Here is a 24371-nt window from a genome sequence, read left to right on the forward strand (position 1 = left end):
GCCTCTTGAGAAATCAAGGGGCTTTTTTTTTGGAGAATTTTTATTGGGTGTTATTTTACGGAGAGATGAGAAGTTTATCCTGAGCGCAGCCGAAGGGAGTCTCTCCGCCTGTACAACGAGAAGCCTCTTGAGAAATCTAGGGGCTTTTTTTATGGGGTTATGTAACCTTTCTACTCATTGCTTTTTAACCTCGTTGTAAGTTTTTCTCTTTGTTTACTTCTAATAGCATATATTAAGAAATAGAACTGAAAAGATAATATATGGGCTTCGAAAAAGTATCGTTCACAAATTCTCAAGGTAAACAATTGGCTGCTCGGCTAGAGCTGCCTACTAATCAAGAAGCGCACAGTTATGCGATTTTTGCACATTGCTTTACTTGTAATAAAAACTTTTCTGCTGTTCGTAATATTTCAAGGGCATTAGTAAATAAAGGTATCGCCGTACTTCGGTTCGATTTTACGGGTTTAGGTGATAGTGAAGGTGATTTTGAAGAAACCAATTTTTCATCTAATGTTTCCGATCTTATACAAGCAGCTAAATTTTTAGAAGATAATTATAAGGCACCTAAATTATTGGTGGGGCATTCGTTAGGTGGTGCTGCAGTTATTTTTGCCGCTTCGCAATTAGAATCGGTATTTGCTGTTGCAACTGTTGGTGCGCCATCTTCTCCTGCTCATGTGCAGCATTTATTTAAATCTAGTGTTGAAGAAATTAATGCGAACGGAAAAGCAAAGGTGAATATAGGCGGTAGAGATTTTACCATTAATAAAGATTTTATAGATGATATTGAGTCTAAACCTATGGAGTCTGTACTTAAGAACTTGAGAAAACCTTTCTTAGTTATTCATTCGCCACAAGACGCCATAGTCGGTATCGAAAATGCGAAAGAATTATACAGCTATGCGCATCACCCTAAAAGCTTTGTATCCATAGATAGGGCAGATCATTTATTAATGAATAGTGCAGATTCTACTTATGTGGGTAATGTAATATCTGGTTGGGCAGAACGTTATTTAGATATTCCGAAGAAAGTGGTTTTGAAAACTTCTCATCAAGTGGCAGTGAGTATCGGTAATGAAGGTTTTACTTCTGAAATTGTTTCGGGTAATTATTTGTTAATTGCTGATGAGCCAATAGATTTTGGTGGTAATGATTTCGGACCATCACCTTATGATTATTTGGCTTCTGGTTTAGGTGCTTGTACGGCAATGACCTTAAGAATGTATGCGACACGTAAAAAATGGGATTTACAAAAAGTAATCGTGCATGTAGACCACGGCAAGGACCATGCGCCAGATTCGAAAAATGTATCATCTGACGGAAAAAAAATTGATACTTTTAAAAGAGAAATAGAAATATTCGGAAACTTAGATGATAAGCAACGGCAAAGGTTGTTGGAGATAGCCAATAAATGTCCTGTACATAAAACGCTTTCAGAAGGTGCTTTAATTAGGACAGCATTAAAATAAGACGATTTAAAAATTAAAACTATGAAACAAGCAATTTGGAATAATGAAGTAATTGCAGAAAGTGATGCAACTGTTGTAATTGAAGGAAATCATTATTTTCCGCCTAACGATATTAAAAAAGAGTTTTTTAAAAGTACAGAAACTCATAGTATGTGCCCGTGGAAAGGAGTTGCTTCATATTACGATGTGGAAGTTAATGGTAAATTCAATAAAGATGCTGCATGGTATTACCCAGAAGTTTCAGAATTAGCAAAAGGTATTAAAGGTTATGTTGCATTCTGGAAAGGTGTTGAAGTGAAATAGGATATTAGTTTTAGATTAAAAAAGGGTCAGCCAAAAGCTGACCCTTTTTTTGTGTTTATTAATGATATGATAATCCATCTAATATTCTTTGATAGTTCAATCCAAGTTTATCTATACCTGTAACAAAACTATTACTCACATTAAATACCTTATATTTAAATTCAACAAATTTTGATGTTCCTTTAAATGATATTAAAATCTTTATATACTTTAATTTTTCTTTTTACCCTTAGTCTTTTGGCGCAAGAGCTACCGCCTATTCAAAATTTTACCCCGATAGAATATAATGCAGGTAATCAGAATTGGGGAATAGGCCAATCTGATAATCAAACATTATATATTGCTAATAATAGTGGTCTACTAGAATTTAATGGTACATCTTGGCGGTTGTATCAAGCTCCGTTCGGGACACCTGTTAAATCTGTAGTTTCTATAAACGATAAGGTATATACCGGTAGTTATATGGAATTCGGTTACTGGAGTAGAAATCAACTTGGTGTTTTAAATTATTTATCTCTCTCATCAAAATTGCTAACACCTCTTATTGAAGATGAAGATTTTTGGAATATTACTCCATATAAAGATTGGGTACTGTTCCAATCTTTAGATAGAATATATATTTATAATTCCAACTCCGGTTCTTTTGAGATTATAGAAGCAAAAACTACAAGCGCAAAAATATTTGAAGTACGGGGTAAAATATTTTTTCAAATAAAAAATAAAGGCTTTTTCACTCTCGAAAATGGTAAACCGGTTTTAGTATCAGATGACGTTATTTTTCTTAATACCGGTATAGTTGATGCATTTTCTTTGGGCGGTAAAATTTTAGTAATAACGGATCAAGGGGAGTTCTTTTATCTTAATGAGAGCAATGTTGAAAAATGGAATATCGCCGCTGATATTAATTTATCTTCAACAAAAATATACAGTAGCTTACTTTTAGATGATGGTTCATTTGTCTTGGGGTCAATTTCAAAAGGTGTTTATCATTTTAACAAAAATGGGGAATTAATAAGGCATATTAATCAAGAAAAGGGGCTAAATAATAATACAGTATTGTCGATATATCAAGATTTTGACCATAATCTTTGGCTTGGTTTGGATAATGGCTTAAGCGTATTGAATTTAGAATCTCCATTTAATGAGTACACTGATCATTTGGGTACTTTAGGTGTAGTCTATACTGCGAAAAAAATGGCTGGTAAATTATATTTAGGAACAAATCAAGGATTGTTTCTTAAAAACGATACTGATGATATAGGTTTTAAATTAGTAGCAGGTACAGAGGGACAGGTGTGGATGTTGAAAGAAATTGACGGTACTTTATTCTGTGGTCATCATAATGGCACTTACATTATCGAAGATGATAGAGCAACCAATATTTCAAAATACCCGGGCACATGGGATATTCAACCCTTAAAATCAAACAGTGCACTTTTGATACAGGGTAATTACGAGGGATTAAGTGTGCTAGAACGCAAATATGGTACTTGGGATTATAGAAATAATATTGAAGGATTCGACAGCTCTAGTAGGTTTTTTGAATTTGTAGATGAACACCAAGTGCTAATAAATCACGATTTCAAAGGAATTTTTGATCTTACCTTAGATAGTGCCTACACTAAGGTTTTGAATATGAATCAAATTGAATCAAAAGGTATCGGTTCGAGCTTATTAAAGTATCATGACGATATTGTTTATGCCACTATTAATGGAGTGTTTAAGTACTTGCCTAAAGAACGCACTTTTAATAAAGATTCATTACTCACCACTAATTTTTTCACCGCTAATGATAGCATCGTTGGTATACTTCAATCTACCAATAATGGAGAAAGGCTATGGGGCTTTACAAATGATAATATTATAAGCCAATCTACAGGGTTTTTAAGTGAAAAACCTTTAAAAACAGAGGTTTCAATTCCGAAATTTTTCAGACGTAGTATGGGCGTTCTAGGTTTTGAATCTGTTGTTCATTTAGAAGATGAACTTTTTTTAATTGGGATATCAAATGGTTATATCACTTTAGACTTGGGTAAAATCACACAAAGAGAATATCAGATCAGTTTAAACGAGGTTTCAATAAAATCATACGATACACCCAAAGTATCTGTTATTCTGCAAAATGATGATGAGTTTAAATATTCTCAAAATAGTTTAGGCTTTGATTATAACGTTACTGAATATGATAAGTATACAGAGGTTTATTATCAATATAGGTTAGATGGTCTTTATGGGGATTGGAGTAATTGGTCTACCTCTGCTGAGATTTCTTTTGATAATTTACCATATGGTAATTATAATTTTCAGGTAAGGGGCAAAGTCGGTAATGAACTTACAAGTAATGTAGAAACTTATAGTTTTATAATTCAACGACCTTGGTATTTTTCATATTTAGCCATGGTATGCTATTTCATTCTAGGGGTTTTGCTTTCTATTCTTATTCATAGGGTATATAGGGGCTATTATAAAAAACAGCAGGCTCAACTTATAAAAGAAAATAATAAACGTTTAAAACGTAAAAAACTTAAAAATCAAAGAAAGATAGTTCAGATAAAAAATAATCAATTACAAGAGCTTATAGATAGTAAAAACAGAGAATTAGCAATCTCTACGATGAGTATTATTAAGAAGAATGAATTTTTGAATGCTATTAAAGACAAGTTGAAGTCTAGTGGTGGTATTCCAGAAATTAAAGCAGTTATCAAAACAATCGATAGAAATATTAATAACGTTGATGATTGGAAGTTTTTTGAGAATGCATTTAATAATGCAGATAAAGATTTTTTAAAAAAGATAAAAGATAAGCACCCAGAATTGTCATCTAATGATTTACGATTATGTGCTTACTTAAGATTGAATTTGTCTTCAAAAGAAATAGCTCCACTTTTAAATATTTCTGTAAGAAGTGTAGAAGTGAAAAGATATCGTCTACGTAAAAAAATGAATCTTTCTCGTGAAGCTGGTTTAACCGACTATATCATTAACCTTTAAGTTCCCCTACATCTATTTCATTTACTACAACATTACCACAACATTCTTAAATTTCATTACTAGTTTACAAAATTCATCCTGCTATTTATAAATTTAGGTAACCCCTATATTTTATTACGATAATCTCTTTTATTACACGATTTTTTTGAATTGTATGTTTTTTGTAGGGGTAATAATTTAGAAATTCATAATGTTCTGATTTATATTGCAATAATGATTATTCTTATCTGAACACAACAAAGAGAAGGTGTGAGGTTGAGGTAGTTTCTAAATCAAATAATTAACTCTAACAAAAAAATTAAACTATGAAAAAATTAAAGTACATCATGGTATCCCTATTTGCAGTTTTAATGAGCTGTGACGGAGATGATATCGATATTCCTGCATCAGTACTACCTTCTAATCTTACGGTTAGTGCTCAAAATATGGGTGGAGGAGTTGTAAACTTTACGGCATCTGCTACAAATGCCAATTATTATCATTTTGATTTTGGTGATGGTAGTTCTGCATTAGATACTTCTGGTGAAGCATCAAAAACTTATGACATGATTGGTGACAATACGTATACTGTTATTGTTACAGCTGGTTCTACCGAGGGAAAGAAAATTTCAGAAACTTTAGATGTATCTGTTTCTATTGCTTTTTCTGACCCTGAAACGGTAGCTTTTTTAACCAACGATAGTTCTAAAACTTGGTTTTTGGCGGCGGCACAACCTGGTCATTTAGGATTAGGTCCTGCAAGAGAGGGTATTGATGGTGATTGGTGGTACCCAAAGTGGTATTCAGCTTCAGCATTTGAAAAATGTGGTTCTGATGATTCTGATTGTTTATGTGATGATGAACTTACATTTTCTGTAGATGCTACCGGTGTGTTATCTTATACCTTGGATAATAAGGGGCAAACTTATTTTAATGTGGGACATAAAGCGGTCGTAGGTGGTGCTGCAGATATGGATTTCTGTTATGATTTTGATACTACTGGGTCAAAGTCTGTAGTTCTTTCAGAAGTTACAGGAAATGTGCCTGAAGATCAAACTACGGGAATTCAAATGAGTTTTTCAGATGGTGGATTTATGGGATACTATGTAGGATCATCTACGTATGAAATACTTTCTATTAGCGATACCGAATTATATGTTAGAACTTATGATACAGAAAATGCTGATTTGGCATGGTATCATAAATTTACCGCTACAGCAGCTGTTGAGGGTGGCGATGAAAGTTTAGAGACCATTTATACCAACTTAGTTTGGTCAGATGAGTTTGATGTAGACGGTGCTCCAAACCCTGCTAATTGGGGTTATGATCTTGGCGCTGGTGGCTGGGGTAACGGTGAAGCACAAGAGTATACCGATGCTGCTGATAATGTTATCGTAGAAGATGGTGTATTGAAAATTACTGCTAGAGGTTCTGGTGCAGTTGGTGGAGCTGTTCATTATTATGATGATATTACTTTGATCGCTACTGGTGGTGAAACTTTATCTGTACAGGATTTTGAAAGTAGCGCACCGGTATTTACAGATTTTGGTGGAGCTTCAACTGCTGTAATTGACAATCCTGATGCATCGGGTGTAAATACTTCTGGTACAGTAGCAGAATCGACAAAGAATAGTGGAGCCGAAGTTTGGGCAGGTTCGTTCTTTGATATTGCCGCTCCTTTAGACTTAGCAACATATTCAAGTATGAATATTAACACTTGGTCCCCTGCAACAGGTGCAGTGGTTAGATTGAAAATCGAAAATCAAGCAAATTCAGAAGAATTTTTTGAAGTAGATGCAACTACATCGGCAGCAGAGTCTTGGGAAACATTATCTTTTGACCTTAGTGGAGCTCCGGCATTTAATTATGATAGAGTAGTGCTATTCTTTGATTTCGGAGTTAGCCCTACAGGAGGTGCGGCCTATACGTCTGCTAGAATCAAATCTGAGAATCTATTTGAATTTGCATACGGTAGGGTTGAAATTAGAGCTAAACTGCCGTCAGCAGGTGGTACATGGCCTGCATTATGGGCATTAGGAGCTAACTTCGATGAAGTTGGTTGGCCTGCAACTGGTGAAATTGATATAATGGAGCACGTTGGTAATAATAACAATACGGTAAGTAGTGCTTTGCATTACCCTGGTAATTCTGGTGGTAATGCGGTTGTAGGTACAACACCAGTTGAAACTGCTACTTCTGAGTTTCATAACTATACTGTTGAATGGACACCTGACAGCATCAAGTTTGTTGTTGATGACCAACTAATTCATAATAGTTTTGTGAACAATGCGACAACTCCTTTTAATAGTGATTTCTTCTTGATCATGAATGTGGCAATGGGCGGCACACTAGGCGGTGCTATCGATCCAGCTTTTACAGAAGATACCATGGAAGTGGATTATGTAAGGGTTTACCAATAAAACAAGTATAGATTAAAAAAGAAGCCGTCAAATTTATTTTTGACGGCTTCTTTTGTTTATATTTTATAGCGTTATAAGTAAAATAATATACTGAACTAGAGTTAATTATGATGTAAGAGAAGACTTAAGTTAATTCAGCATAGAAACTTGATAATATCCATGTTTTGCATTGATCTACTTTAGTTAACCTTTGCAATATAAAATTGTTAATTACCTAAAGAATGAAAAATAGTAAGGTTTATCCAACCATATGGCAAACAATGCCGTTTTCACTTGATGTTCTGGATATTTGGAAAAGAAGGAAAAAGGCAAAATCAAGATTAATCAAGTGAAAATATTTAATGATGTAATCATATAACTTTATAAAATGAAAAATGCCCCTTTTAAAAGGGGCATTTTTTTGAAGTAATTTTTTTCAATAAGGTTTTGTATTAAAAGGTTAGACAATCCCTATTAGGGCTAAAAAAGCTCCTACTACAACTACTGCTAAAAAGGCATGCATTGCAATAACAAGCACGGATAGATAAGTTTCTACTCCGGTTTTAAATGATAAATCGTTCATAACATTACCTACTTTAAAGTTACACTACTAAAGTTAGTTGAATTGAGCAACATTTCAATACAAAATGTTGTATAAATTGACAAATACGATGTAAAACCTTACAAATTTGTGGTTTGAGGTAGTACCGAAATGTAATTCACCCATTAAAATGGCAACTCGTCGATTTCGATTTGTTGTAAAATCTACTAATTAACGAATGTAATGTTGTTTTTAAGGTATGTTATGGATTCAAATTATATCAAAACCCCAAGCCAATCTGCTATTCCAGCAAGTGGTACCGCTAAAAGTATTACGACTAAACAGGTAATCATTAATTTAAGAAATCCGTTGAGTATTTTAACTCCGGGTGTTAATTCTCTTTCCATAATCTTTGTTCTATTGTTCTGCACTCAATATAGGTTTATCTAGTATAAAGTACTGTTGTATAGGCTTATAAAATCGATTAACGTAAGTAAAACTCCTTTGTACAGTATAATTAACGAATGTTAATTGGTATAAAATGTAGTTGAGAATTATGCGAAATAGAGCGTGTTAAATAAATAACTAAGTATAAAGTTTAACCAATAACTGAATTAAGTACGGACATTATTCGGTCAGTGGCACCAGATTTATTTTTGATATACGCGGTATTTACGTGTCCGGTTTTTACTCTCAAATCATCATTGGTAAAACTATGATTAGTGACTTCTGTAAACTCATTTGTGTTTTCAATAGAAATAACACCTTTTAGATCAATTAGTTCTTCCACTTCTGCAAATCCGTCATATTTCGGACCTATGATTACCGGTATGCCAAAAACAGCAGGCTCTAAAGTATTATGCAGACCTGTAGCAAAGCCGCCGCCAACATAAGCCATATCCGCATAGCTGTAAATTTTGGTTAAAAGCCCAATGGTGTCAATGATTAGAACTTCGCAATCTTCTAGATTGTTATGCTCTAAATCTGTATAACGAATTACTTTTTTATTTATAGATTGAATTATTTCTTGAATATGATTGTCTTTAATAGTGTGCGGTGCGATTACAAATTTAATAGAGTAGGTGGTCTTATTAATATATTCTATGATCAACTTCTCATCTTCAGGCCAAGTGCTACCTGCAACAAGACAAAACTTACCATCTTTAAAACGTGTCATGAACTCTAATTCATTGTTACGTTCTACAATTTCATTTACCCTATCAAAACGGGTGTCTCCGGCAATGGTAACATTGGTATGTCCCATGGAACCTAATAATGTTTTTGATTTTTCATTCTGCACAAAAAAATGTGAGAAGTTATTTAATGCTTTGCGCATAAAACCACCATACCACTTAAAGTAAATTTGGTCTTCTTTAAATAATGCTGAAATTAAAAAGGTTGGGGTACTAGCTTTTTTTAAGGCAGATAAATAGTTGGGCCATATTTCGTACTTGATAAAAATGGCGATATCGGGGTGTGCTGCACTAAAAAAGGCATTGACATTCCTCTTCGTATCCATAGGTAGGTAGCAAATAACATCAGCTATTTTGCTATTCTTTTTTACTTCGTATCCTGAGGGGGAGAAAAAGGTGAGTATTATTTTATGTGAAGGGTGATAAATTTTTAATTGTTCAATAATAGGCAAGCCTTGTTCGTATTCACCTAACGATGCTGCATGAATCCAAATAACTTTATCTTCTTTTGAAATGGATTTTTTAATTAGTGAAATTGTCTTTTTTCTACCATTTACAAATAGTGCGAGCTTAGAATTTACCAATGCCAGTACCTTTAAAATGGCAGATGCGCATATGACGATAAGGTTATAAAGAAAGTACAAACTGATGCTTTTGGGCTAAATTACGTTTCTTCCATAAAATTAGTGTCGTCTGTTTCGTATTTTTGTATCACTTCATGTAATTACAACAGATGAAAAAAATACAAATGGTAGACCTAGGTGGTCAATACCAAGAAATTAAGGATCAAGTAAATACTTCTATAACTCAAATTTTAGAAACGTCGGCATTTATCAACGGACCAGAGGTTCATGCTTTTCAGAAGGAGTTAGAGGACTACCTTCAGGTTAAGCATGTAATACCATGTGCCAATGGTACCGATGCTTTACAGATTGCAATGATGGGTTTAGGGTTGAAGCCAGGCGATGAGGTTATTACGGCAGATTTCACTTTTGCTGCCACTGTAGAAGTTATTGCATTGTTGCAACTGACTCCGGTTTTGGTAGATGTTTATCCAGATACCTTCAATATTGATATAGAGGCTATAGAAAAAGCGATAACACCAAAAACGAAAGCTATAGTTCCTGTTCATCTTTTTGGACAATGTGCTAATATGGATGCTATACTTGAATTGGCTAAAAAACACGATTTGTTTGTTATAGAAGATAACGCCCAGGCGATTGGAGCAAAATACCTTTCAAAAGATGGTACAAAACATATGGCCGGTAGTATGGGACATGTAGGTGCTACATCTTTTTTTCCTTCTAAAAATTTAGGGTGTTATGGAGATGGTGGTGCAATTTTCACCAATGATGATGAGCTAGCGCATACTTTACGTGGTATTGTTAATCATGGTATGTACGAACGTTACCACCATGATGTGGTTGGTGTAAATTCTAGACTAGATTCTATACAGGCTGCAGTTCTTCGTGCAAAACTGCCTAAGTTAGATGGTTATTGTGAGGCAAGAAGAAATGCTGCAAGGGCATATTCAAAAGCATTTGAGGGGCAGGAACATATTATTACTCCGGTTACGGTCAATAATTGCCAAGGTATTTGCGATGTGTGCGATTGTCATGTTTTTCATCAATATACTTTGAGGATTACAAATGGTAAAAGAGACGAATTAGGGCAATTTTTAGCTAAAAATGAAGTTCCTTTTGGTGTCTACTATCCAATACCCTTACACAAACAGAAAGCTTATCTAGATGATCGTTATAAGGAAGAAGATTTTCCGGTAACGAACCAATTTGTGACAGAAGTACTGTCTTTACCGATGCACACAGAATTAGATGAAGAACAGATTAACTATATAACGGAGTTAATTATCGGGTTTGTTAACGGATAGTGGTGTAGTTTTTTAAATTTGATAACGTTCAAACGGCATTATAAATGAAAGTATTAGTAACAGGCGGATTAGGTTTTATAGGATCTCATACAGTAGTGGAGCTTCAAAATAAAGGGTTCGAAGTGGTCATTATAGATGACTGCTCTAACTCTGATGAAAATGTACTTGATGGTATTAAAGCTATTACAGGTAAAAAGCCGCTTTATGAAAAGTTAGATTTAAAAGAAAAACATAAGGTTGAAGACTTTTTTCAACGCTATCAAGATGTTGCTGGTGTTATACATTTTGCTGCATCTAAGGCTGTAGGTGAAAGTGTTGAGAAGCCATTGTTATACTATGAGAACAATATTGGTACTTTAGTCTATGTATTAAAAGAGCTTTGTAAAAAGAACAAGGCTAGTTTTATTTTTAGTTCTTCTTGTACGGTTTATGGTCAGGCAGATAAAATGCCAATTACAGAAGATGCACCGGTTAAGGTTGCAGAATCGCCATATGGTAATACCAAGCAAATGGGCGAAGAGATTATTGCAGATACCTGTAAAGTAACGCCTAGTTTAAATGCAATTGCATTACGTTATTTCAACCCAATGGGTGCGCACCCAAGTGGAGAGATTGGTGAATTGCCAATTGGTGTTCCGCAAAACTTGGTGCCATTTATTACGCAAACAGGTATCGGATTAAGAGATCAATTGTCTGTTTTTGGGGATGATTATCCCACTCCAGATGGTACTTGTATTAGAGATTATATTTATGTAGTAGATTTGGCTAAAGCCCATGTAGTTGCTTTAGAGCGTTTGCTGAACGGAAAAAACGAATCTAATTTTGAAGTTTTTAATGTAGGTACGGGTACAGGTAGTTCTGTGCTAGAGGCTATAAAAAGTTTTGAAAAAGTTTCTGGTAGAAAATTGAATTATAAAATAGTTGATAGAAGACCTGGTGATATTACAACTGCTTATGCCGATACTACTAAAGCCAATAAAGTGTTAGGTTGGAAAGCAGAATATACTTTAGAACAAGCTATGAATTACGCGTGGATCTGGGAACAGAAAATACGTGATTGATTTTTTCAGGTTTAACAATATAAATAAGGGGAAATATAGCTATATTTCCCCTTATTCATTTTAAAGACCACCTCTTATGAAAAAATTATTATTCCTTTCAGTTTTACTTGTATTTGCAGGCGCAGCCGCACAAGACACATATCTTCAATGCGGTAAAATTGTTGATGTGGAATCAGGTAAAACTATGTCTGAGAAAACGATTGTCATTTCAGGTAATATGATTACAGAGATTAAGAATGGTTATGTGTCTGGTGGAGCTGAAGATCAAGTGGTAGATTTAAAGTCTAAGACTGTTTTGCCGGGCTTTATAGATATGCATGTTCATATTGAAAGTGAATCGAGTCCGTCAAGATATTTAGAGGCTTTTACCATGAATGAAGCTGATATTGCATTTGAATCTACGGTATATGCCAAAAGAACATTAATGGCTGGTTTTACAACCGTACGTGATTTAGGTGGGTCGGGTGTAAATATTGCCTTAAAGAAAGCAATTAATAAAGGTACAGTGGTTGGTCCGCGTATTTTTACAGCTGGTAAAGCACTTGCTACTACAGGTGGTCATGCTGATCCAACTAACGGTAGCAGTAATGAATTAATGGGTGATCCAGGACCAAAAGACGGAGTGGTGAATTCTCCTGAAGATGGTAGAAAGGCAGTTCGTCAACGTTATAAAGAAGGTGCAGATGTTATTAAGATAACTGCTACTGGTGGTGTTTTAAGTGTTGCTAAAAATGGCCAGAATCCTCAGTTTACGATTGAAGAAATAAAAGCGATTACAGATACAGCCAAAGATTACGGTATGCTTACGGCAGCCCATGCGCATGGTGATGAAGGTATGCAAAGAGCAATTTTAGGGGGAATTAAAACTATTGAGCATGGTACATTGATGTCAGAGGAAACGATGGAATTAATGATTAAGCATAATACCTTTATGGTACCTACAATATCTGCAGGTCAAGAAGCAGCTAGATTGGCAAAAATACCTAACTATTTGCCACCTGTAGTAGCTAAGAAAGCTTTGGAGATCGGACCTAAATTAAATGCAACATTCGCTAAGGCATATAAAAAAGGGGTGAGTATCGCTTTTGGGACGGACTCGGGTGTATCGCCTCATGGAGATAATGCGAAAGAGTTCATTTATATGCACAAAGCAGGTATGCCTGTAATTGAGGCTTTGCGTTCGGCTACGATTACTAATGCAATACTTTTAGGTGAAAATGAATTAGGTCAGATAAAAGAGGGTTACATAGCAGATATTGTTGCTGTAAATGAAAACCCTTTAGATAATGTAGAAACATTGACAGATGTAGTTTTTGTTATGAAAGAGGGTGTTGTGTATAAGCAATAACCTTTTAGATAACTTGCTGTTTGATGGATTAAAGAATGTAGGTGTGGCATGAAGTTAAATGTTGATAATAGTGAGCAATTAATGCAAGTTGCTATTGGTGATTCTCTTTTTGATAAATTGAAGCATCAGGTGGAGAAAGATTTTGTTCTAGCCAATATTCCGTTGCAAATACCTGAAATATTAGACCATTCTGATTTTATAGCGCTTATTCGCGAGAAGGTATATTACTTAATGATGGAGCATTTTGCTGAATATCTAAACTTAATGTACATCATAGATATTCCAGAAAGTGCATTTCATAATATTGAAATTACTGATACTGTTGATGTAGCGGATCAGATTACATTATTAATTTTAAAGCGGGAGTATAAAAAGGTGTGGTACCGTAATCGATATCAATAATGCTGTGCTATACTTTTATGTATACTTCTTTTTTATCCATAATATAACCAACAAGCCAGCAGGTAAACATAATCCATAAGGCAAATAAAAATGAGCCGAAATAGTCTCCTACTGCGGAGATGAATATATTGTCGGCAATCCAATTATAAGCTGTTGTGCCTTTCATGTTTATTTCTGCCAAACTGATAATGAACAGTTCTGATAATAAATAAATGAAGAGCGTATTTCTACCAAATACTTCGAAGAAATAAGTCCATTTTCCGGGTTTGGACATATCTAATAGATAGATTAAAACAGCTATAACAAATATGTCGATTCCACTAGTTAACAATACGAATGAGCTAGACCATAGTTTTTTATTGAATGGGAATATTAAATCCCAAGCAAATCCTACAATAATTAAAAGACCGGCAGCCATAATAAGTTTGGCTATTGTTTCAAAATTCTGACCACTCTTTTGAATGAATTTACCTGTAAAGTATCCGGCAATAACATTTACTATGGCAGGTAAGGTGCTTAGTAATCCTTCAGGGTCAAAGGCAACACCGCCATTACCGTGGTACATATGGTCTGCGCCAATAAGAAATTCGTCGAGTTTTAATACTGCATTACCGGTCAATGACAAGTCACCGAATACCAATAATATAATATGATACCCCACTAAAGCTAGGGCGCTGAAAATTAGAACAGATTTTGTTTTGAAATAATGAAGTAGAATTGATGCAAATAAGTAGCATAATGCAATTCGCTGTAATACTCCGAAAATTCTGGTTTCAGCAATTGGTTTTAATCCGCCATCTTCAAAAAATGGAAACCAATACATTAAAAAGCCAAGTAAGAAAATGATAGAAAAACGTTTAAAGACCTTTTTCAAAAAAGCACCACTACCTTCTGCTTCATATTTTTTCATACTAAAACTCATGGCATTACCAACGACAAATAAAAAAGTAGGGAAGACTAAATCAGTTAGTGTGAAGCCGTTCCAAATGGCATGTTTTAAAATTCCAAAACTAGTATCTCCATTTCCGGGGGAATTCACAATAATCATTAGGGCGACATCCATCCCTCTAAAGACATCTAATGAAAGATATCTATTTTTTAATTTACTCATGGTGGTTGGTTTGGTGTAGAGAAAGGTAATAAAATTTAGAAATAGACACGTACAAATGGCATTATTGAATTACCATAAATACTTTTGTTGTCATTATACAGTAGGTCGTACCGTAGACCAACGGTTAAATTTCTAGTGCTATAACCCGCCCCTATAAAAAATGCAGGTAACCAATAATTGTCTTCGATATTAATAGTCTGGGTGGCAAGAGTTCTATTAATTCTAAGTTGTTCAAATTCGGCTGATAATTGAATTTGTGTTATGGGGTTATAAAGGGAAAGTACACTGCCACCGTATGCTAAAAATTTATCATCATCAAATTTTGCATAATTCAGACTTAAACTTGCGCCTGTAGCAAATTTCTCATTAAATTGATAGATAGCGCTAGGCGAAATAGAGCCATTGAATCCATTATTTGTGAAACCTAAGCCAATACTTCCGCCAAATCTTACGTTATTCCAAAAATCAGAAGCATTAGTTGAAGATTGAGCGAATAAAAGTGTAGCGGTAAGTGTTGCTATCCCTGTTAGTATTAGTTTTTTTAAGCTCATATGATAATTTTGTTTTAAAGTTTCATTTTTTTCAATAATACATGGCATTCTATCGTTAGATATTGTAAATGTTGTATTTTTGCTAGAAATTTATTCTAAAGATACAGAAAGTAATTCATGGATAAATATTCCTTTTTAAATACCGCTCATACCTCTTTTTTTTCAGAGTTATACGATAAGTATTTAGTGAATCCGGATAGTGTAGAGCCAAGTTGGAGAGCCTTTTTTCAAGGATTCGATTTTGGTATGGAAAGTTCATTAGATGAACTTGAAATTGATGAGAATCGAACTACAGTTTTAGTAAACGGCAATAAAAGTGAAATGCCAGAATCTCTGCAGAAAGAGTTTCAGGTAATTCGTTTAATTGACGGGTATAGAAGCCGAGGACACTTATTTACGAAAACAAATCCGGTACGTGAGCGAAGACATTATGAGCCTTCATTAGAAATTGAAAATTTCGGACTTTTAATGTCTGATCTTGAAACAGTATTTAATGCTGGTGATATAATTGGTATAGGACCAAGTTCTCTTAAGGAAATTGTTAGACATTTACAAAGTATCTATTGCGATGCTATTGGTGTAGAATATATGTTTATTCGAAAGCCAGAACGTGTTAAATGGATTCAAGATTGGATCAATGTCAACGATAATCATCCGAACTTTGAGGCTGACAGAAAAAAACATATTCTTAAGAAGTTAAATCATGCGATCTCTTTTGAATCTTTTCTACATACTAAGTATGTGGGTCAAAAAAGGTTTTCTTTGGAAGGTAACGAGTCGTTGATTCCGGCTTTAGACGTAATTGTTGAACGCGCAGCAGAAATGGGCGTTAAGCAATTTGTTATGGGTATGGCTCACCGTGGTAGATTAAATGTACTTACGAATATATTCGGTAAATCTGCGAAAGACATATTTAGTGAGTTCGACGGTAAAGATTACGAACAAGAGATTTTTGACGGTGACGTTAAATATCACTTAGGTTGGACCTCAGATAGAAAGTCTGATAACGGTAATAAGATTAAAATGAATATCGCTCCCAATCCTTCTCATTTAGAGACGGTAGGTGCAGTGGTTGAAGGTATTGCAAGAGCAAAGCAAGATGCTCATTATCAAGATGATTTTTCAAAAGTATTACCTATAGTAGTACATGGAGATGCAGCTATTGCTGGTCAAGGCTTGGTATATGAACTTGTACAGATGGCTGGTCTTGATGGTTATAGAACTGGCGGTACCATACATATAGTGGTAAACAATCAAATAGGCTTTACGACAAACTATTTAGATGCAAGAACATCTACCTATTGTACAGATGTTGCCAAGGTGACGTTGAGTCCGGTATTACATGTAAATGCAGATGATGCGGAGGCAGTAGTGCATGCATCACTTTTTGCTTTAGAATATAGAATGCGTTTTTCTAGCGATGTATTTATTGACTTGTTAGGTTATAGAAAATATGGTCATAATGAAGGCGATGAGCCTAGATTTACGCAGCCTAAATTGTACAAGGCTATCGCCAAGCACAAGAACCCAAGAGATATTTATGCTGAAAGGTTGATCAAAGAAGGTGTTATTGATGACACGTATGTTGCGCTACTAGAAAAACAGTATAAAGACTCGCTTGAAGAGAAATTAGAAGATTCGCGAAAAGAAGATAAAACCGTAATTACCCCATTCATGGCAGATGAATGGAAAGGTTTTGACAATGTTCGTGAGTGGGAAATGATGGAGCCAGTAAATACCACATTTACTAAAGCCAAATTAGATAAAATTGCCAAAGTAATAACTGCCTTGCCTAAGGGTAAAAAGTTTTTACGCAAAGTTGAAAAACTGGTCAATGATCGCTACAATATGTATTTTGAAGCCGATAATCTTGACTGGGCAATGGGAGAGCTTTTGGCATATGGTACCTTATTGGAAGAAGGTTTTGCAGTTCGTATGTCTGGACAAGATGTGGAACGTGGTACTTTCTCTCACCGTCATGCAGTAATGAAAGTTGAAGAAAGTGAAGAAGAGGTTATTTTGTTGAATCAGTTATCTGAAAAACAAGCAAAATTTCAAATCTACAACTCACTTTTATCAGAATATGGTGTTGTTGGTTTCGATTATGGTTATGCTATGGCGAGCCCTAATACCTTAACTATTTGGGAAGCACAATTTGGCGATTTCAGTAATGGAGCACAAATTATGATCGACCAATATATTTCAGCAGCCGAAGATAAATGGAAGCTTCAAAACGGATTGGTAATGTTATTGCCACATGGTTATGAAGGTCAAGGTGCTGAGCACTCTTCTGCTAGAATGGAGCGTTACTTACAATTATGTGCAAAAGATAATATGTACATCGCAGATGTAACCACACCTTCACAAATGTTTCATATTCTTCGTAGACAAATGAAGGCTAATTTTAGAAAGCCATTAATCATTTTTACACCGAAGAGTTTATTAAGACACCCAAAGGCTGTATCTAAAATATCAGATTTAACTAATGGTAGTTTTCAAGAAGTGATAGATGATGAAACTGCAGATCCTAAAAAAGTAAAAAGTTTAGTATTCTGTACAGGTAAATTCTATTATGATCTTTTAGCCGTTCAAGAAGAGGAAAAAAGAGATGATGTTGCCCTTGTTAGAGTAGAACAATTATTTCCGGTGCCTGAAGAGAAAATGAAGGCCGCAATGGCGAAATATAAAAATGCAGATGATATTGTATGGGCACAGGAAGAACCTAGAAATATGGGTGCTTGGAGTCATATGTTGATGCATTTTAGTGAAATTCAAAAATTCAGGGTTGCATCTAGACGTTTTTATGCGGCACCAGCAGCTGGTAGTTCTGTGCGATCTAAGGCACGTCATCAACAAGTTATCGATTACGTCTTTGATAAAACAAAGGACAATATGTCCAAACCAAAAAATTAAATAACATATCAAATTATAGAAAGAATGATTCTAGAAATGAAGGTCCCATCGCCGGGAGAGTCTATCACAGAGGTAGAGATAGCGGAATGGTTAGTTGAAGATGGGGATTATGTAGAAAAAGATCAGGCAATTGCCGAAGTAGATTCAGATAAAGCTACTTTAGAATTACCTGCGGAAGCTAGTGGTATTATAACATTGAAAGCAGAAGTAGGCGATGCCGTCGCGGTAGGTGCCGTAGTGTGTTTAATTGATACTAGTGCAGCTAAACCAGGTGGGTCTGATGATGCGCCAGCTGCTGCTAAAGAAGAAGCTGCAAGCGCCAAAAAGGAAGTTGTTGCGGAAAAAGCGCCACAGCCTGAAAAAGCGAAAGAAACGTATGCGTCTGGTGTACCTTCGCCAGCTGCAAAGAAAATATTGGATGAAAAAGGAGTAGATAGTAAATCTGTTTCTGGTTCTGGTCGTGACGGTAGAATTACCAAAGAAGATGCGGTAAGTGCTGTGCCTTCAATGGGGTCCCCAACCGGTGGTAATCGTGGTGAGTCTCGCTCAAAATTATCGATGTTGCGCAGAAAAGTTGCTGAAAGATTAGTTTCTGCAAAGAACGAAACGGCAATGTTGACCACTTTTAACGAGGTTGATATGAGTGCCATTTTCGCACTTAGAAATAAGTACAAAGATGATTTCAAGAATAAGCACGGTGTAGGTCTTGGCTTTATGTCCTTCTTTACAAAGGCAGTGGTTAGAGCTTTAGAGATGTACCCTGCTGTTAATTCTATGATTGACGGTAAAGAAATGGTTTCTTATGATTTCTGTGATATTAGTATCGCGGTTTCTGGACCAAAAGGATTAATGGTACCCGTTATTCGTAACGCTGAAAATTTGACATTTAGAGGTGTTGAAGCTGAGGTGAAAAGATTGGCGATCAGAGCACGTGAAGGTGAAATTACTGTTGATGAAATGACAGGTGGTACTTTTACTATTACCAATGGTGGTGTATTCGGTTCTATGTTGTCTACACCAATTATCAATCCGCCTCAGAGTGCTATTTTAGGTATGCATAATATTGTTGAAAGACCAATTGCTCGCGATGGAGCTATTGCAATCGCACCTATAATGTATGTTGCAGTTTCCTATGATCACCGAATTATTGATGGTAAAGAATCTGTTGGTTTCTTAGTAGCAATCAAAGAAGCTTTAGAAAATCCAGAAGAATTGTTGATGGATAATAACGTAAAGAAAGCTTTAGAAATGTAAATTTTCTAAAATTTGATATAAGTAAAAAGCGTTGGGTAATCTCAACGCTTTTTCTTTTTTAAATAGATACACTTTTTATTGTAATCTATAATTGCCTTCGATTTTTTAAGAATATCAGCTCCTATAATTCCGTCTACCGGTTCTGCATTATGCGCGGTTAGCGCTTCATTAACGTGCTTTAAGTCGAAAAGCACAATCTCTAGTTTCTTATATCTCCAAGAGTTTAAATCAATAGTATTCTTTTTAGAAACCAACGTTTCCATGTTGGTAGCGCCTGCACCTGCAGCTTTAATGATAGATTCTTCAGAAATTAGTTTAAATTGGTCAATGCGGTCCATGCCAATACAGGTGTTAGAGGCTCCGGTGTCCAAAATAAATCGGCCAGGTACAGAATTTATCTCTGCATATATTTCAAAATGGTCGGTAGCAGTCAAAACTAAAGGTATGCGCACGTAATCTTTATCCTTCAAATATTTTTTGAGGGTACTCATAATTCATTTTTTTCAAAGATAAGCCTATTTTTGCGGCATGATAATAACCGATACGCATACACATTTATATAGTGAAGCTTTTGATGATGACCGAAAAGAAGCAATACAAAATGCCATTGATTTGGGAGTAGAACGATTTTTTATTCCTGCTATAGATGCTACCTATACAGAACGTATGTTGGCTTTAGAAAAAGAATTTCCGGGTCATATGTTCTTAATGGCAGGCTTGCATCCCACGCATGTGAAAGAAAATTTTGAGGAAGAGATAGCGCATGTTGAAGAAATGTTGGGTAAGCATACCTATTATGCGATTGGGGAGATAGGAATTGATCTGTATTGGGAAAAGAAGTACTTAAAAGAGCAGCAAATTGCTTTTAGAAAGCAAATACAAATAGCGAAGGAGCATAAATTGCCTATCGTTATTCATTGTCGAGATGCTTTTGATGAGGTTTTTGAAATACTAGAGGAGGAGAAAGGAGATGATTTAAGAGGAATTTTTCATTGCTTTACCGGTACATATGAACAGGCCAAAAAGGCAATATCATATAATATGAAGTTGGGTATAGGTGGTGTAGTGACATTTAAAAACGGTAAAATAGATACTTTTTTAAAAGAAATTGATCTAAAACATATTGTGTTAGAGACCGATTCTCCTTATTTAGCGCCTACGCCCTATAGAGGTAAGAGAAACGAAAGTGCTTATATAGTTAATGTGCTTGAGAAACTGGCGGACATTCACGGTGTACCCAATGCACAAATAGCTTTAGAAACTACGAAGAACTCTAAAGAAGTTTTCGGAATTTAATAATCAACTAAAAGGCAGAGTTTTGGTTATGGAGAAAAGAAATATTTTATTGATTTATACAGGTGGTACTATAGGTATGATGAAAGATTATACCTCTGGTGCTCTAAAAGCCTTTGATTTTTCGCAATTGGTGAAGAATATTCCAGAACTTAATCAGTTAGACTGTACCATTTCTAGTTTTTCTTTTGATCACCCTATTGATTCATCGAATATGAACCCTACGCATTGGGTGACAATAGCTGATATTATTGCAGAGAAATATAACGAGTATGATGGTTTTGTAGTATTACATGGTAGTGATACTATGAGTTATACCGCTTCTGCATTAAGTTTTTTACTTGAAAACCTTTCAAAACCTGTTATACTGACAGGTTCACAATTGCCGATTGGAGATTTAAGAACCGATGCCAAAGAAAATTTAATAACTGCCATACAAATTGCTGCTTTGCATAAAAAAGGTAAGCCGGTTATACAAGAAGTCGGACTTTATTTTGAATATAAATTGTATCGTGGTAATAGAACTACGAAGATAAATGCAGAGCATTTTCAAGCTTTTGCCTCTTTAAATTACCCTCATTTGATTGAATCTGGAGTGCATTTGACAATTTTTAAGGAGTATTTATTGCCTCAAAAAAGAAAATTAACGTTAAAATCTCATCGTAATATGGATGATAATGTGGCTATTTTGAAAATATTTCCGGGAATTAACAAAAATGTTATTGATGCAATTTTGCAAGCTGAAAATTTAAAAGCGCTCGTTTTGGAGACGTATGGTTCAGGAAATGCGCCGATGGAAGAATGGTTTTTAGAGAAATTAAATAATGCCATAAATAAAGGTTTGCATATTATTAATGTAACTCAGTGTTCTGGTGGTGCCGTTATGATGGGGCACTATGAAACAAGTTCAAGACTTAAGAAAATGCAAGTGATTAATGGTAAGGATATTACAACTGAGGCTGCCATTACAAAGGCAATGTACTTATTGGGCAGTGGTGTCTCTCATGACTTGTTTAAAACTGTTTTTGAAACATCTTTGCGCGGAGAGATGCTTTAAATTTAACAGTGCTTTAATTTCTTAAACCAATATTTTTTTTGTTATTTGCCCACCCTTAAAAAAGGTATCTTAGAGAGGTGGCCGAGTGGTCGAAGGCGCACGCCTGGAAAGTGTGTATACCCCAAAAGGGTATCGAGGGTTCGAATCCCTTCCTCTCTGCAAGTAAATTTTACTTTTTTTATATTGTTTTTTTTTTATCTTTAACCCTATTAACTAACTAATTTAAGTTTGAAAAAATGAAAAAATTATTCCCAAGCCTAGCAGTCGCTGGGGCATTTGTAGCAGGTACAAATATTGTAAGTGCAAAAGTAGCAGCAGTAGCTTTGCTAGTTCAAGAAGGAGGAGCAGAAGCTGAAAAAGGCTTTACTCAAGTTTTAAAAGAAATGTTTATTACAGGTGGTGCCGGTTTCATGGGTATCGTTCTTTTATGTTTGATCCTTGGTTTGGCAGTTGCTATTGAAAGAATTATTTATTTGAACATGGCTAGTACTAATTCTGCCAAGTTGAAACAACAAGTTGAAGACGCATTGGCATCTGGTGGTGTTGAAGCTGCTAAAGAGGTTTGTAGAAATACAAAAGGTCCTGTTGCTTCTATATACTATCAAGGTTTGGATAGAGCTGGTGAGAGCATTGAATCTGCTGAAAAAGCGGTTGTTTCTTACGGTGGTGTTCAAATGGGTCAATTAGAGAAAAACGTTTCTTGGTTGTCTTTATTTATCGCAATTGCACCAATGCTTGGTTTCATGGGTACGGTAATCGGTATGATTCAAGCCTTCCAGAAGATTGCAGCTGTTGGTAACTTAAGTGCATCTCTTATTGCAGGTGATATTCAGGTTGCATTATTAACAACTGTATTTGGTCTTATTACGGCTATTATCCTTCAAATTTTCTATAACTACATTATCGCTAAAATTGATAGCATTGTTAATGATATGGAAGACTCTTCGATTACTTTAATCGATATGTTGGTTGATCACAAAAAATAAGTTTCACTTTTAATACCTAAAAATTATGCAAAAAATTATTAAAATAGCATTAATTGCTATAGGTGTATTAAGTGCAGTACTTTGGTACTTGTTACCAAGTTCAGATATGCCGGCAGCAGAAGCTGCTCAGAGTGGAGCTATGAACACTATGTTTATCATTACATATCTTTTATTAGGTATAGCTGTTGTGGTTAGTTTGGTGTTTACTCTAAAAAACCTTTTTTCAAATCCACAAGGACTTAAGAAGACTTTGTTTGTTGTAGGTGGTTTTTTATTGGTAGTAGGAGTTTCTTATGTATTAGCTAGTGGAACGGATGTTGATCCAGAGTTTGCAGCTATGTCAGATGAGGGTACAATAAAGAATATAGGTATGGGATTGAATGTATTTTTCATTCTTACTATAATCGCTGTGTTATCTTTAGTTATACCATCTGTTAAAAATATGTTTAGTAAATAAAAAATAGAAAACTATGGCTAGAAGAGCAGGAGCACCAGAAGTTAGTGCGGGTTCAATGGCAGACATAGCTTTCCTTTTACTTATCTTTTTCTTGGTAACTACTACTATTGAAACAGATGCAGGATTGGATCGTATGTTACCGCCAATGGAGCCACCAACGGAAGCACCACCAATTATTAAACAAAAAAACATTTTTACGGTTAATATTAACCGAAATGGTCAATTGTTGGTGGAAGATGAGATTCTTTCAATAGATAAATTGCGTGAAAAAGCAATGGCGTTTTTAGACAACGGTGGAGCACCATCAGGAAGTCCGGATTACTGTAATTACTGTAAAGGAAAACGTAATGCTGAATCTTCGGATAATCCGACGAAAGCAATTATCTCTTTGAAGAATGATCGTGAAACAAAGTATAGTACATACATTACAGTTCAAAATGAATTGGTAGGTGCATACAATGATCTTAGAAATAGAGAAGCAAAACGTTTATTCGGTAAAGATTACGTTGCTATGGAAGCTGAGTATTTAAATCCTGAAACTGATGATTCTGTAAAAGAAGAATTAAAAGAAAAAGTGACAAGAATACAAGGGTTGTTTCCACAAAAATTATCTGAAGCTGAAACTTCAAGCGAATAATTAATAAATTAAAAGTAACACTATGTCAAAATTTGCAAAGAAAAAAGATGGAGAGGTACCAGCGGTATCAACAGCTTCCTTACCTGACATTGTATTTATGCTTTTGTTTTTCTTTATGACGGTAACCGTTATGAAAGATAGTTCCTTGAAAGTTGAAAACGTACTTCCGAACGCTAGTGAAGTAAAGAAATTGGAAAAGAAAGATCGTGTAATCTATATCTATGTTGGTAAGCCAACTAAAGAATATGAGAAAACATTTGGTACAGAACCAAAGATTCAATTGAACGATAAATTTGCTAGTCCGTCAGAAGTCGGTGATTATATTTTAATGGAAAGAGCTAAAAAGCCTCAAGAAATTCAAAATGTATTGACCACAGCGCTTAAGGTTGATAAGAACGCTAATATGGGATTAATATCCGATATTAAACAAGAGTTAAGAAAAGTAAACGCTTTAAAGGTAAATTATACTACCTATGAAGGTGATGCTTTCAATAATCTACAATAGTTAGTTAAGTAGAATATTACATTTTCAAAACGC

Annotated in this window: 21 protein-coding genes and 1 tRNA gene; 17 read left to right on the plus strand and 5 right to left on the minus strand. The window is 35.0% G+C overall.

Going from position 1 to position 24371, the window contains the following annotated elements:
• The first annotated feature begins 260 nt into the window (after nucleotides 1-260).
• The 4 genes from CLV90_RS04220 to CLV90_RS19415 all read left to right on the plus strand — a co-directional run bounded on the left by CLV90_RS04220 (nucleotide 261) and on the right by CLV90_RS19415 (nucleotide 7162).
• Nucleotides 261-1469 carry a bifunctional alpha/beta hydrolase/OsmC family protein gene (locus CLV90_RS04220; protein ID WP_133686252.1) on the plus strand — a complete coding sequence of 403 codons (1209 nt, stop codon included), beginning with the start codon at nucleotides 261-263 and terminating at the stop codon, nucleotides 1467-1469.
• A 21-nt stretch (nucleotides 1470-1490) separates the two neighbouring features.
• The gene (locus tag CLV90_RS04225) at nucleotides 1491-1772 is read left to right on the plus strand and encodes a DUF427 domain-containing protein (protein WP_133686253.1); all 282 of its coding nucleotides are present in this window, start codon (nucleotides 1491-1493) and stop codon (nucleotides 1770-1772) included.
• 186 nt (nucleotides 1773-1958) lie between these two features.
• Nucleotides 1959-4763, plus strand: a complete 2805-nt coding sequence (locus tag CLV90_RS04230; RefSeq protein WP_133686254.1) for a triple tyrosine motif-containing protein — start codon at nucleotides 1959-1961, stop codon at nucleotides 4761-4763.
• Nucleotides 4764-5068: 305 nt separating this feature from the next.
• Entirely contained in the window at nucleotides 5069-7162 is a 2094-nt protein-coding gene (locus CLV90_RS19415; protein ID WP_243835258.1) for a glycoside hydrolase family 16 protein, read from the plus strand.
• 439 nt (nucleotides 7163-7601) lie between these two features.
• Here the strand turns inward: CLV90_RS19415 and CLV90_RS19520 are convergent, their stop codons facing one another.
• Both CLV90_RS19520 and CLV90_RS04240 read right to left on the minus strand, forming a co-directional pair.
• Complete coding sequence (locus tag CLV90_RS19520; protein ID WP_279586542.1) at nucleotides 7602-7724, minus strand: hypothetical protein; 123 nt, start codon at nucleotides 7722-7724, stop codon at nucleotides 7602-7604.
• A gap of 556 nt (nucleotides 7725-8280) precedes the next feature.
• Nucleotides 8281-9519: a 3-deoxy-D-manno-octulosonic acid transferase gene (locus tag CLV90_RS04240; RefSeq protein WP_133686255.1), complete on the minus strand. Its 1239-nt coding sequence runs from the start codon at nucleotides 9517-9519 to the stop codon at nucleotides 8281-8283.
• Between the two features lie 89 nt (nucleotides 9520-9608).
• Between CLV90_RS04240 and CLV90_RS04245 the strand changes: the two genes are divergently transcribed.
• The 4 genes from CLV90_RS04245 to CLV90_RS04260 all read left to right on the plus strand — a co-directional run bounded on the left by CLV90_RS04245 (nucleotide 9609) and on the right by CLV90_RS04260 (nucleotide 13574).
• A complete protein-coding gene (locus CLV90_RS04245) occupies nucleotides 9609-10763 on the plus strand; it encodes a DegT/DnrJ/EryC1/StrS family aminotransferase (RefSeq protein ID WP_133686256.1) in 1155 nt (384 codons plus the stop codon).
• A 44-nt stretch (nucleotides 10764-10807) separates the two neighbouring features.
• On the plus strand, nucleotides 10808-11824 hold the full coding sequence (galE, locus tag CLV90_RS04250) for a UDP-glucose 4-epimerase GalE (RefSeq protein ID WP_133686257.1): 1017 nt from the start codon (nucleotides 10808-10810) through the stop codon (nucleotides 11822-11824).
• Between the two features lie 76 nt (nucleotides 11825-11900).
• Nucleotides 11901-13172: a metal-dependent hydrolase family protein gene (locus tag CLV90_RS04255; RefSeq protein WP_133686258.1), complete on the plus strand. Its 1272-nt coding sequence runs from the start codon at nucleotides 11901-11903 to the stop codon at nucleotides 13170-13172.
• A gap of 48 nt (nucleotides 13173-13220) precedes the next feature.
• Nucleotides 13221-13574 (plus strand): hypothetical protein, encoded by a 354-nt coding sequence (locus CLV90_RS04260; RefSeq protein ID WP_133686259.1) that lies wholly within the window; start codon nucleotides 13221-13223, stop codon nucleotides 13572-13574.
• A 7-nt stretch (nucleotides 13575-13581) separates the two neighbouring features.
• Here the strand turns inward: CLV90_RS04260 and CLV90_RS04265 are convergent, their stop codons facing one another.
• Together CLV90_RS04265 and CLV90_RS04270 are read right to left on the minus strand one after the other, a co-directional pair.
• Nucleotides 13582-14685, minus strand: coding sequence for an acyltransferase family protein (locus CLV90_RS04265; protein ID WP_133686260.1), 1104 nt, complete (start codon nucleotides 14683-14685; stop codon nucleotides 13582-13584).
• A gap of 35 nt (nucleotides 14686-14720) precedes the next feature.
• The gene (locus CLV90_RS04270) at nucleotides 14721-15236 is read right to left on the minus strand and encodes an alpha-ketoglutarate decarboxylase (RefSeq protein ID WP_133686261.1); all 516 of its coding nucleotides are present in this window, start codon (nucleotides 15234-15236) and stop codon (nucleotides 14721-14723) included.
• A gap of 117 nt (nucleotides 15237-15353) precedes the next feature.
• On the opposite strand from CLV90_RS04270, the gene CLV90_RS04275 reads away from it, so the two are divergent.
• Both CLV90_RS04275 and odhB read left to right on the plus strand, forming a co-directional pair.
• A complete protein-coding gene (locus CLV90_RS04275; protein WP_133686262.1) occupies nucleotides 15354-18149 on the plus strand; it encodes a 2-oxoglutarate dehydrogenase E1 component in 2796 nt (931 codons plus the stop codon).
• A 24-nt stretch (nucleotides 18150-18173) separates the two neighbouring features.
• On the plus strand, nucleotides 18174-19403 hold the full coding sequence (odhB, locus tag CLV90_RS04280; RefSeq protein ID WP_133686263.1) for a 2-oxoglutarate dehydrogenase complex dihydrolipoyllysine-residue succinyltransferase: 1230 nt from the start codon (nucleotides 18174-18176) through the stop codon (nucleotides 19401-19403).
• Between the two features lie 41 nt (nucleotides 19404-19444).
• On the opposite strand, the gene CLV90_RS04285 is transcribed toward odhB, so the two are convergent.
• Nucleotides 19445-19894 carry a retropepsin-like aspartic protease gene (locus CLV90_RS04285; protein WP_133686264.1) on the minus strand — a complete coding sequence of 150 codons (450 nt, stop codon included), beginning with the start codon at nucleotides 19892-19894 and terminating at the stop codon, nucleotides 19445-19447.
• A gap of 37 nt (nucleotides 19895-19931) precedes the next feature.
• Between CLV90_RS04285 and CLV90_RS04290 the strand changes: the two genes are divergently transcribed.
• From CLV90_RS04290 to CLV90_RS04320, 7 genes are all read left to right on the plus strand, one after another.
• Entirely contained in the window at nucleotides 19932-20699 is a 768-nt protein-coding gene (locus CLV90_RS04290; protein ID WP_133686265.1) for a TatD family hydrolase, read from the plus strand.
• A gap of 28 nt (nucleotides 20700-20727) precedes the next feature.
• Entirely contained in the window at nucleotides 20728-21753 is a 1026-nt protein-coding gene (locus CLV90_RS04295; RefSeq protein ID WP_133686266.1) for an asparaginase, read from the plus strand.
• Between the two features lie 71 nt (nucleotides 21754-21824).
• Nucleotides 21825-21912: transfer RNA gene (locus tag CLV90_RS04300), tRNA-Ser, on the plus strand.
• A gap of 77 nt (nucleotides 21913-21989) precedes the next feature.
• A complete protein-coding gene (locus tag CLV90_RS04305; protein ID WP_036151807.1) occupies nucleotides 21990-22739 on the plus strand; it encodes a MotA/TolQ/ExbB proton channel family protein in 750 nt (249 codons plus the stop codon).
• Nucleotides 22740-22764: 25 nt separating this feature from the next.
• Entirely contained in the window at nucleotides 22765-23196 is a 432-nt protein-coding gene (locus CLV90_RS04310; protein WP_133686267.1) for a hypothetical protein, read from the plus strand.
• A 13-nt stretch (nucleotides 23197-23209) separates the two neighbouring features.
• Nucleotides 23210-23833: an ExbD/TolR family protein gene (locus CLV90_RS04315; RefSeq protein ID WP_133686268.1), complete on the plus strand. Its 624-nt coding sequence runs from the start codon at nucleotides 23210-23212 to the stop codon at nucleotides 23831-23833.
• Between the two features lie 22 nt (nucleotides 23834-23855).
• Nucleotides 23856-24338 carry an ExbD/TolR family protein gene (locus tag CLV90_RS04320; RefSeq protein ID WP_133686269.1) on the plus strand — a complete coding sequence of 161 codons (483 nt, stop codon included), beginning with the start codon at nucleotides 23856-23858 and terminating at the stop codon, nucleotides 24336-24338.
• Nucleotides 24339-24371 lie beyond the last annotated feature (33 nt).

Origin of the sequence: Maribacter spongiicola (assembly GCF_004364165.1) — a bacterium.
Lineage (GTDB): Bacteria > Bacteroidota > Bacteroidia > Flavobacteriales > Flavobacteriaceae > Maribacter > Maribacter spongiicola.

Bases quoted from the DNA above. Each gene is read 5' to 3' on its own strand.
- CLV90_RS04230 (WP_133686254.1), top strand. From the start codon at position 1,959: ATGATATTAAAATCTTTATATACTTTAATTTTTCTTTTTACCCTTAGT.
- CLV90_RS19415 (WP_243835258.1), top strand. From the start codon at position 5,069: ATGAAAAAATTAAAGTACATCATGGTATCCCTATTTGCAGTTTTAATG.
- CLV90_RS04270 (WP_133686261.1), bottom strand. From the start codon at position 15,236: ATGAGCTTAAAAAAACTAATACTAACAGGGATAGCAACACTTACCGCT.
- CLV90_RS04225 (WP_133686253.1), top strand. From the start codon at position 1,491: ATGAAACAAGCAATTTGGAATAATGAAGTAATTGCAGAAAGTGATGCA.
- CLV90_RS04265 (WP_133686260.1), bottom strand. From the start codon at position 14,685: ATGAGTAAATTAAAAAATAGATATCTTTCATTAGATGTCTTTAGAGGG.
- CLV90_RS04310 (WP_133686267.1), top strand. From the start codon at position 22,765: ATGCAAAAAATTATTAAAATAGCATTAATTGCTATAGGTGTATTAAGT.
- galE (WP_133686257.1), top strand. From the start codon at position 10,808: ATGAAAGTATTAGTAACAGGCGGATTAGGTTTTATAGGATCTCATACA.
- CLV90_RS04320 (WP_133686269.1), top strand. From the start codon at position 23,856: ATGTCAAAATTTGCAAAGAAAAAAGATGGAGAGGTACCAGCGGTATCA.
- CLV90_RS04245 (WP_133686256.1), top strand. From the start codon at position 9,609: ATGAAAAAAATACAAATGGTAGACCTAGGTGGTCAATACCAAGAAATT.
- CLV90_RS04220 (WP_133686252.1), top strand. From the start codon at position 261: ATGGGCTTCGAAAAAGTATCGTTCACAAATTCTCAAGGTAAACAATTG.
- CLV90_RS04305 (WP_036151807.1), top strand. From the start codon at position 21,990: ATGAAAAAATTATTCCCAAGCCTAGCAGTCGCTGGGGCATTTGTAGCA.
- CLV90_RS04285 (WP_133686264.1), bottom strand. From the start codon at position 19,894: ATGAGTACCCTCAAAAAATATTTGAAGGATAAAGATTACGTGCGCATA.
- CLV90_RS04290 (WP_133686265.1), top strand. From the start codon at position 19,932: ATGATAATAACCGATACGCATACACATTTATATAGTGAAGCTTTTGAT.
- CLV90_RS04295 (WP_133686266.1), top strand. From the start codon at position 20,728: ATGGAGAAAAGAAATATTTTATTGATTTATACAGGTGGTACTATAGGT.
- CLV90_RS19520 (WP_279586542.1), bottom strand. From the start codon at position 7,724: ATGAACGATTTATCATTTAAAACCGGAGTAGAAACTTATCTATCCGTG.
- CLV90_RS04315 (WP_133686268.1), top strand. From the start codon at position 23,210: ATGGCTAGAAGAGCAGGAGCACCAGAAGTTAGTGCGGGTTCAATGGCA.
- CLV90_RS04255 (WP_133686258.1), top strand. From the start codon at position 11,901: ATGAAAAAATTATTATTCCTTTCAGTTTTACTTGTATTTGCAGGCGCA.
- CLV90_RS04275 (WP_133686262.1), top strand. From the start codon at position 15,354: ATGGATAAATATTCCTTTTTAAATACCGCTCATACCTCTTTTTTTTCA.
- odhB (WP_133686263.1), top strand. From the start codon at position 18,174: ATGATTCTAGAAATGAAGGTCCCATCGCCGGGAGAGTCTATCACAGAG.
- CLV90_RS04260 (WP_133686259.1), top strand. From the start codon at position 13,221: ATGAAGTTAAATGTTGATAATAGTGAGCAATTAATGCAAGTTGCTATT.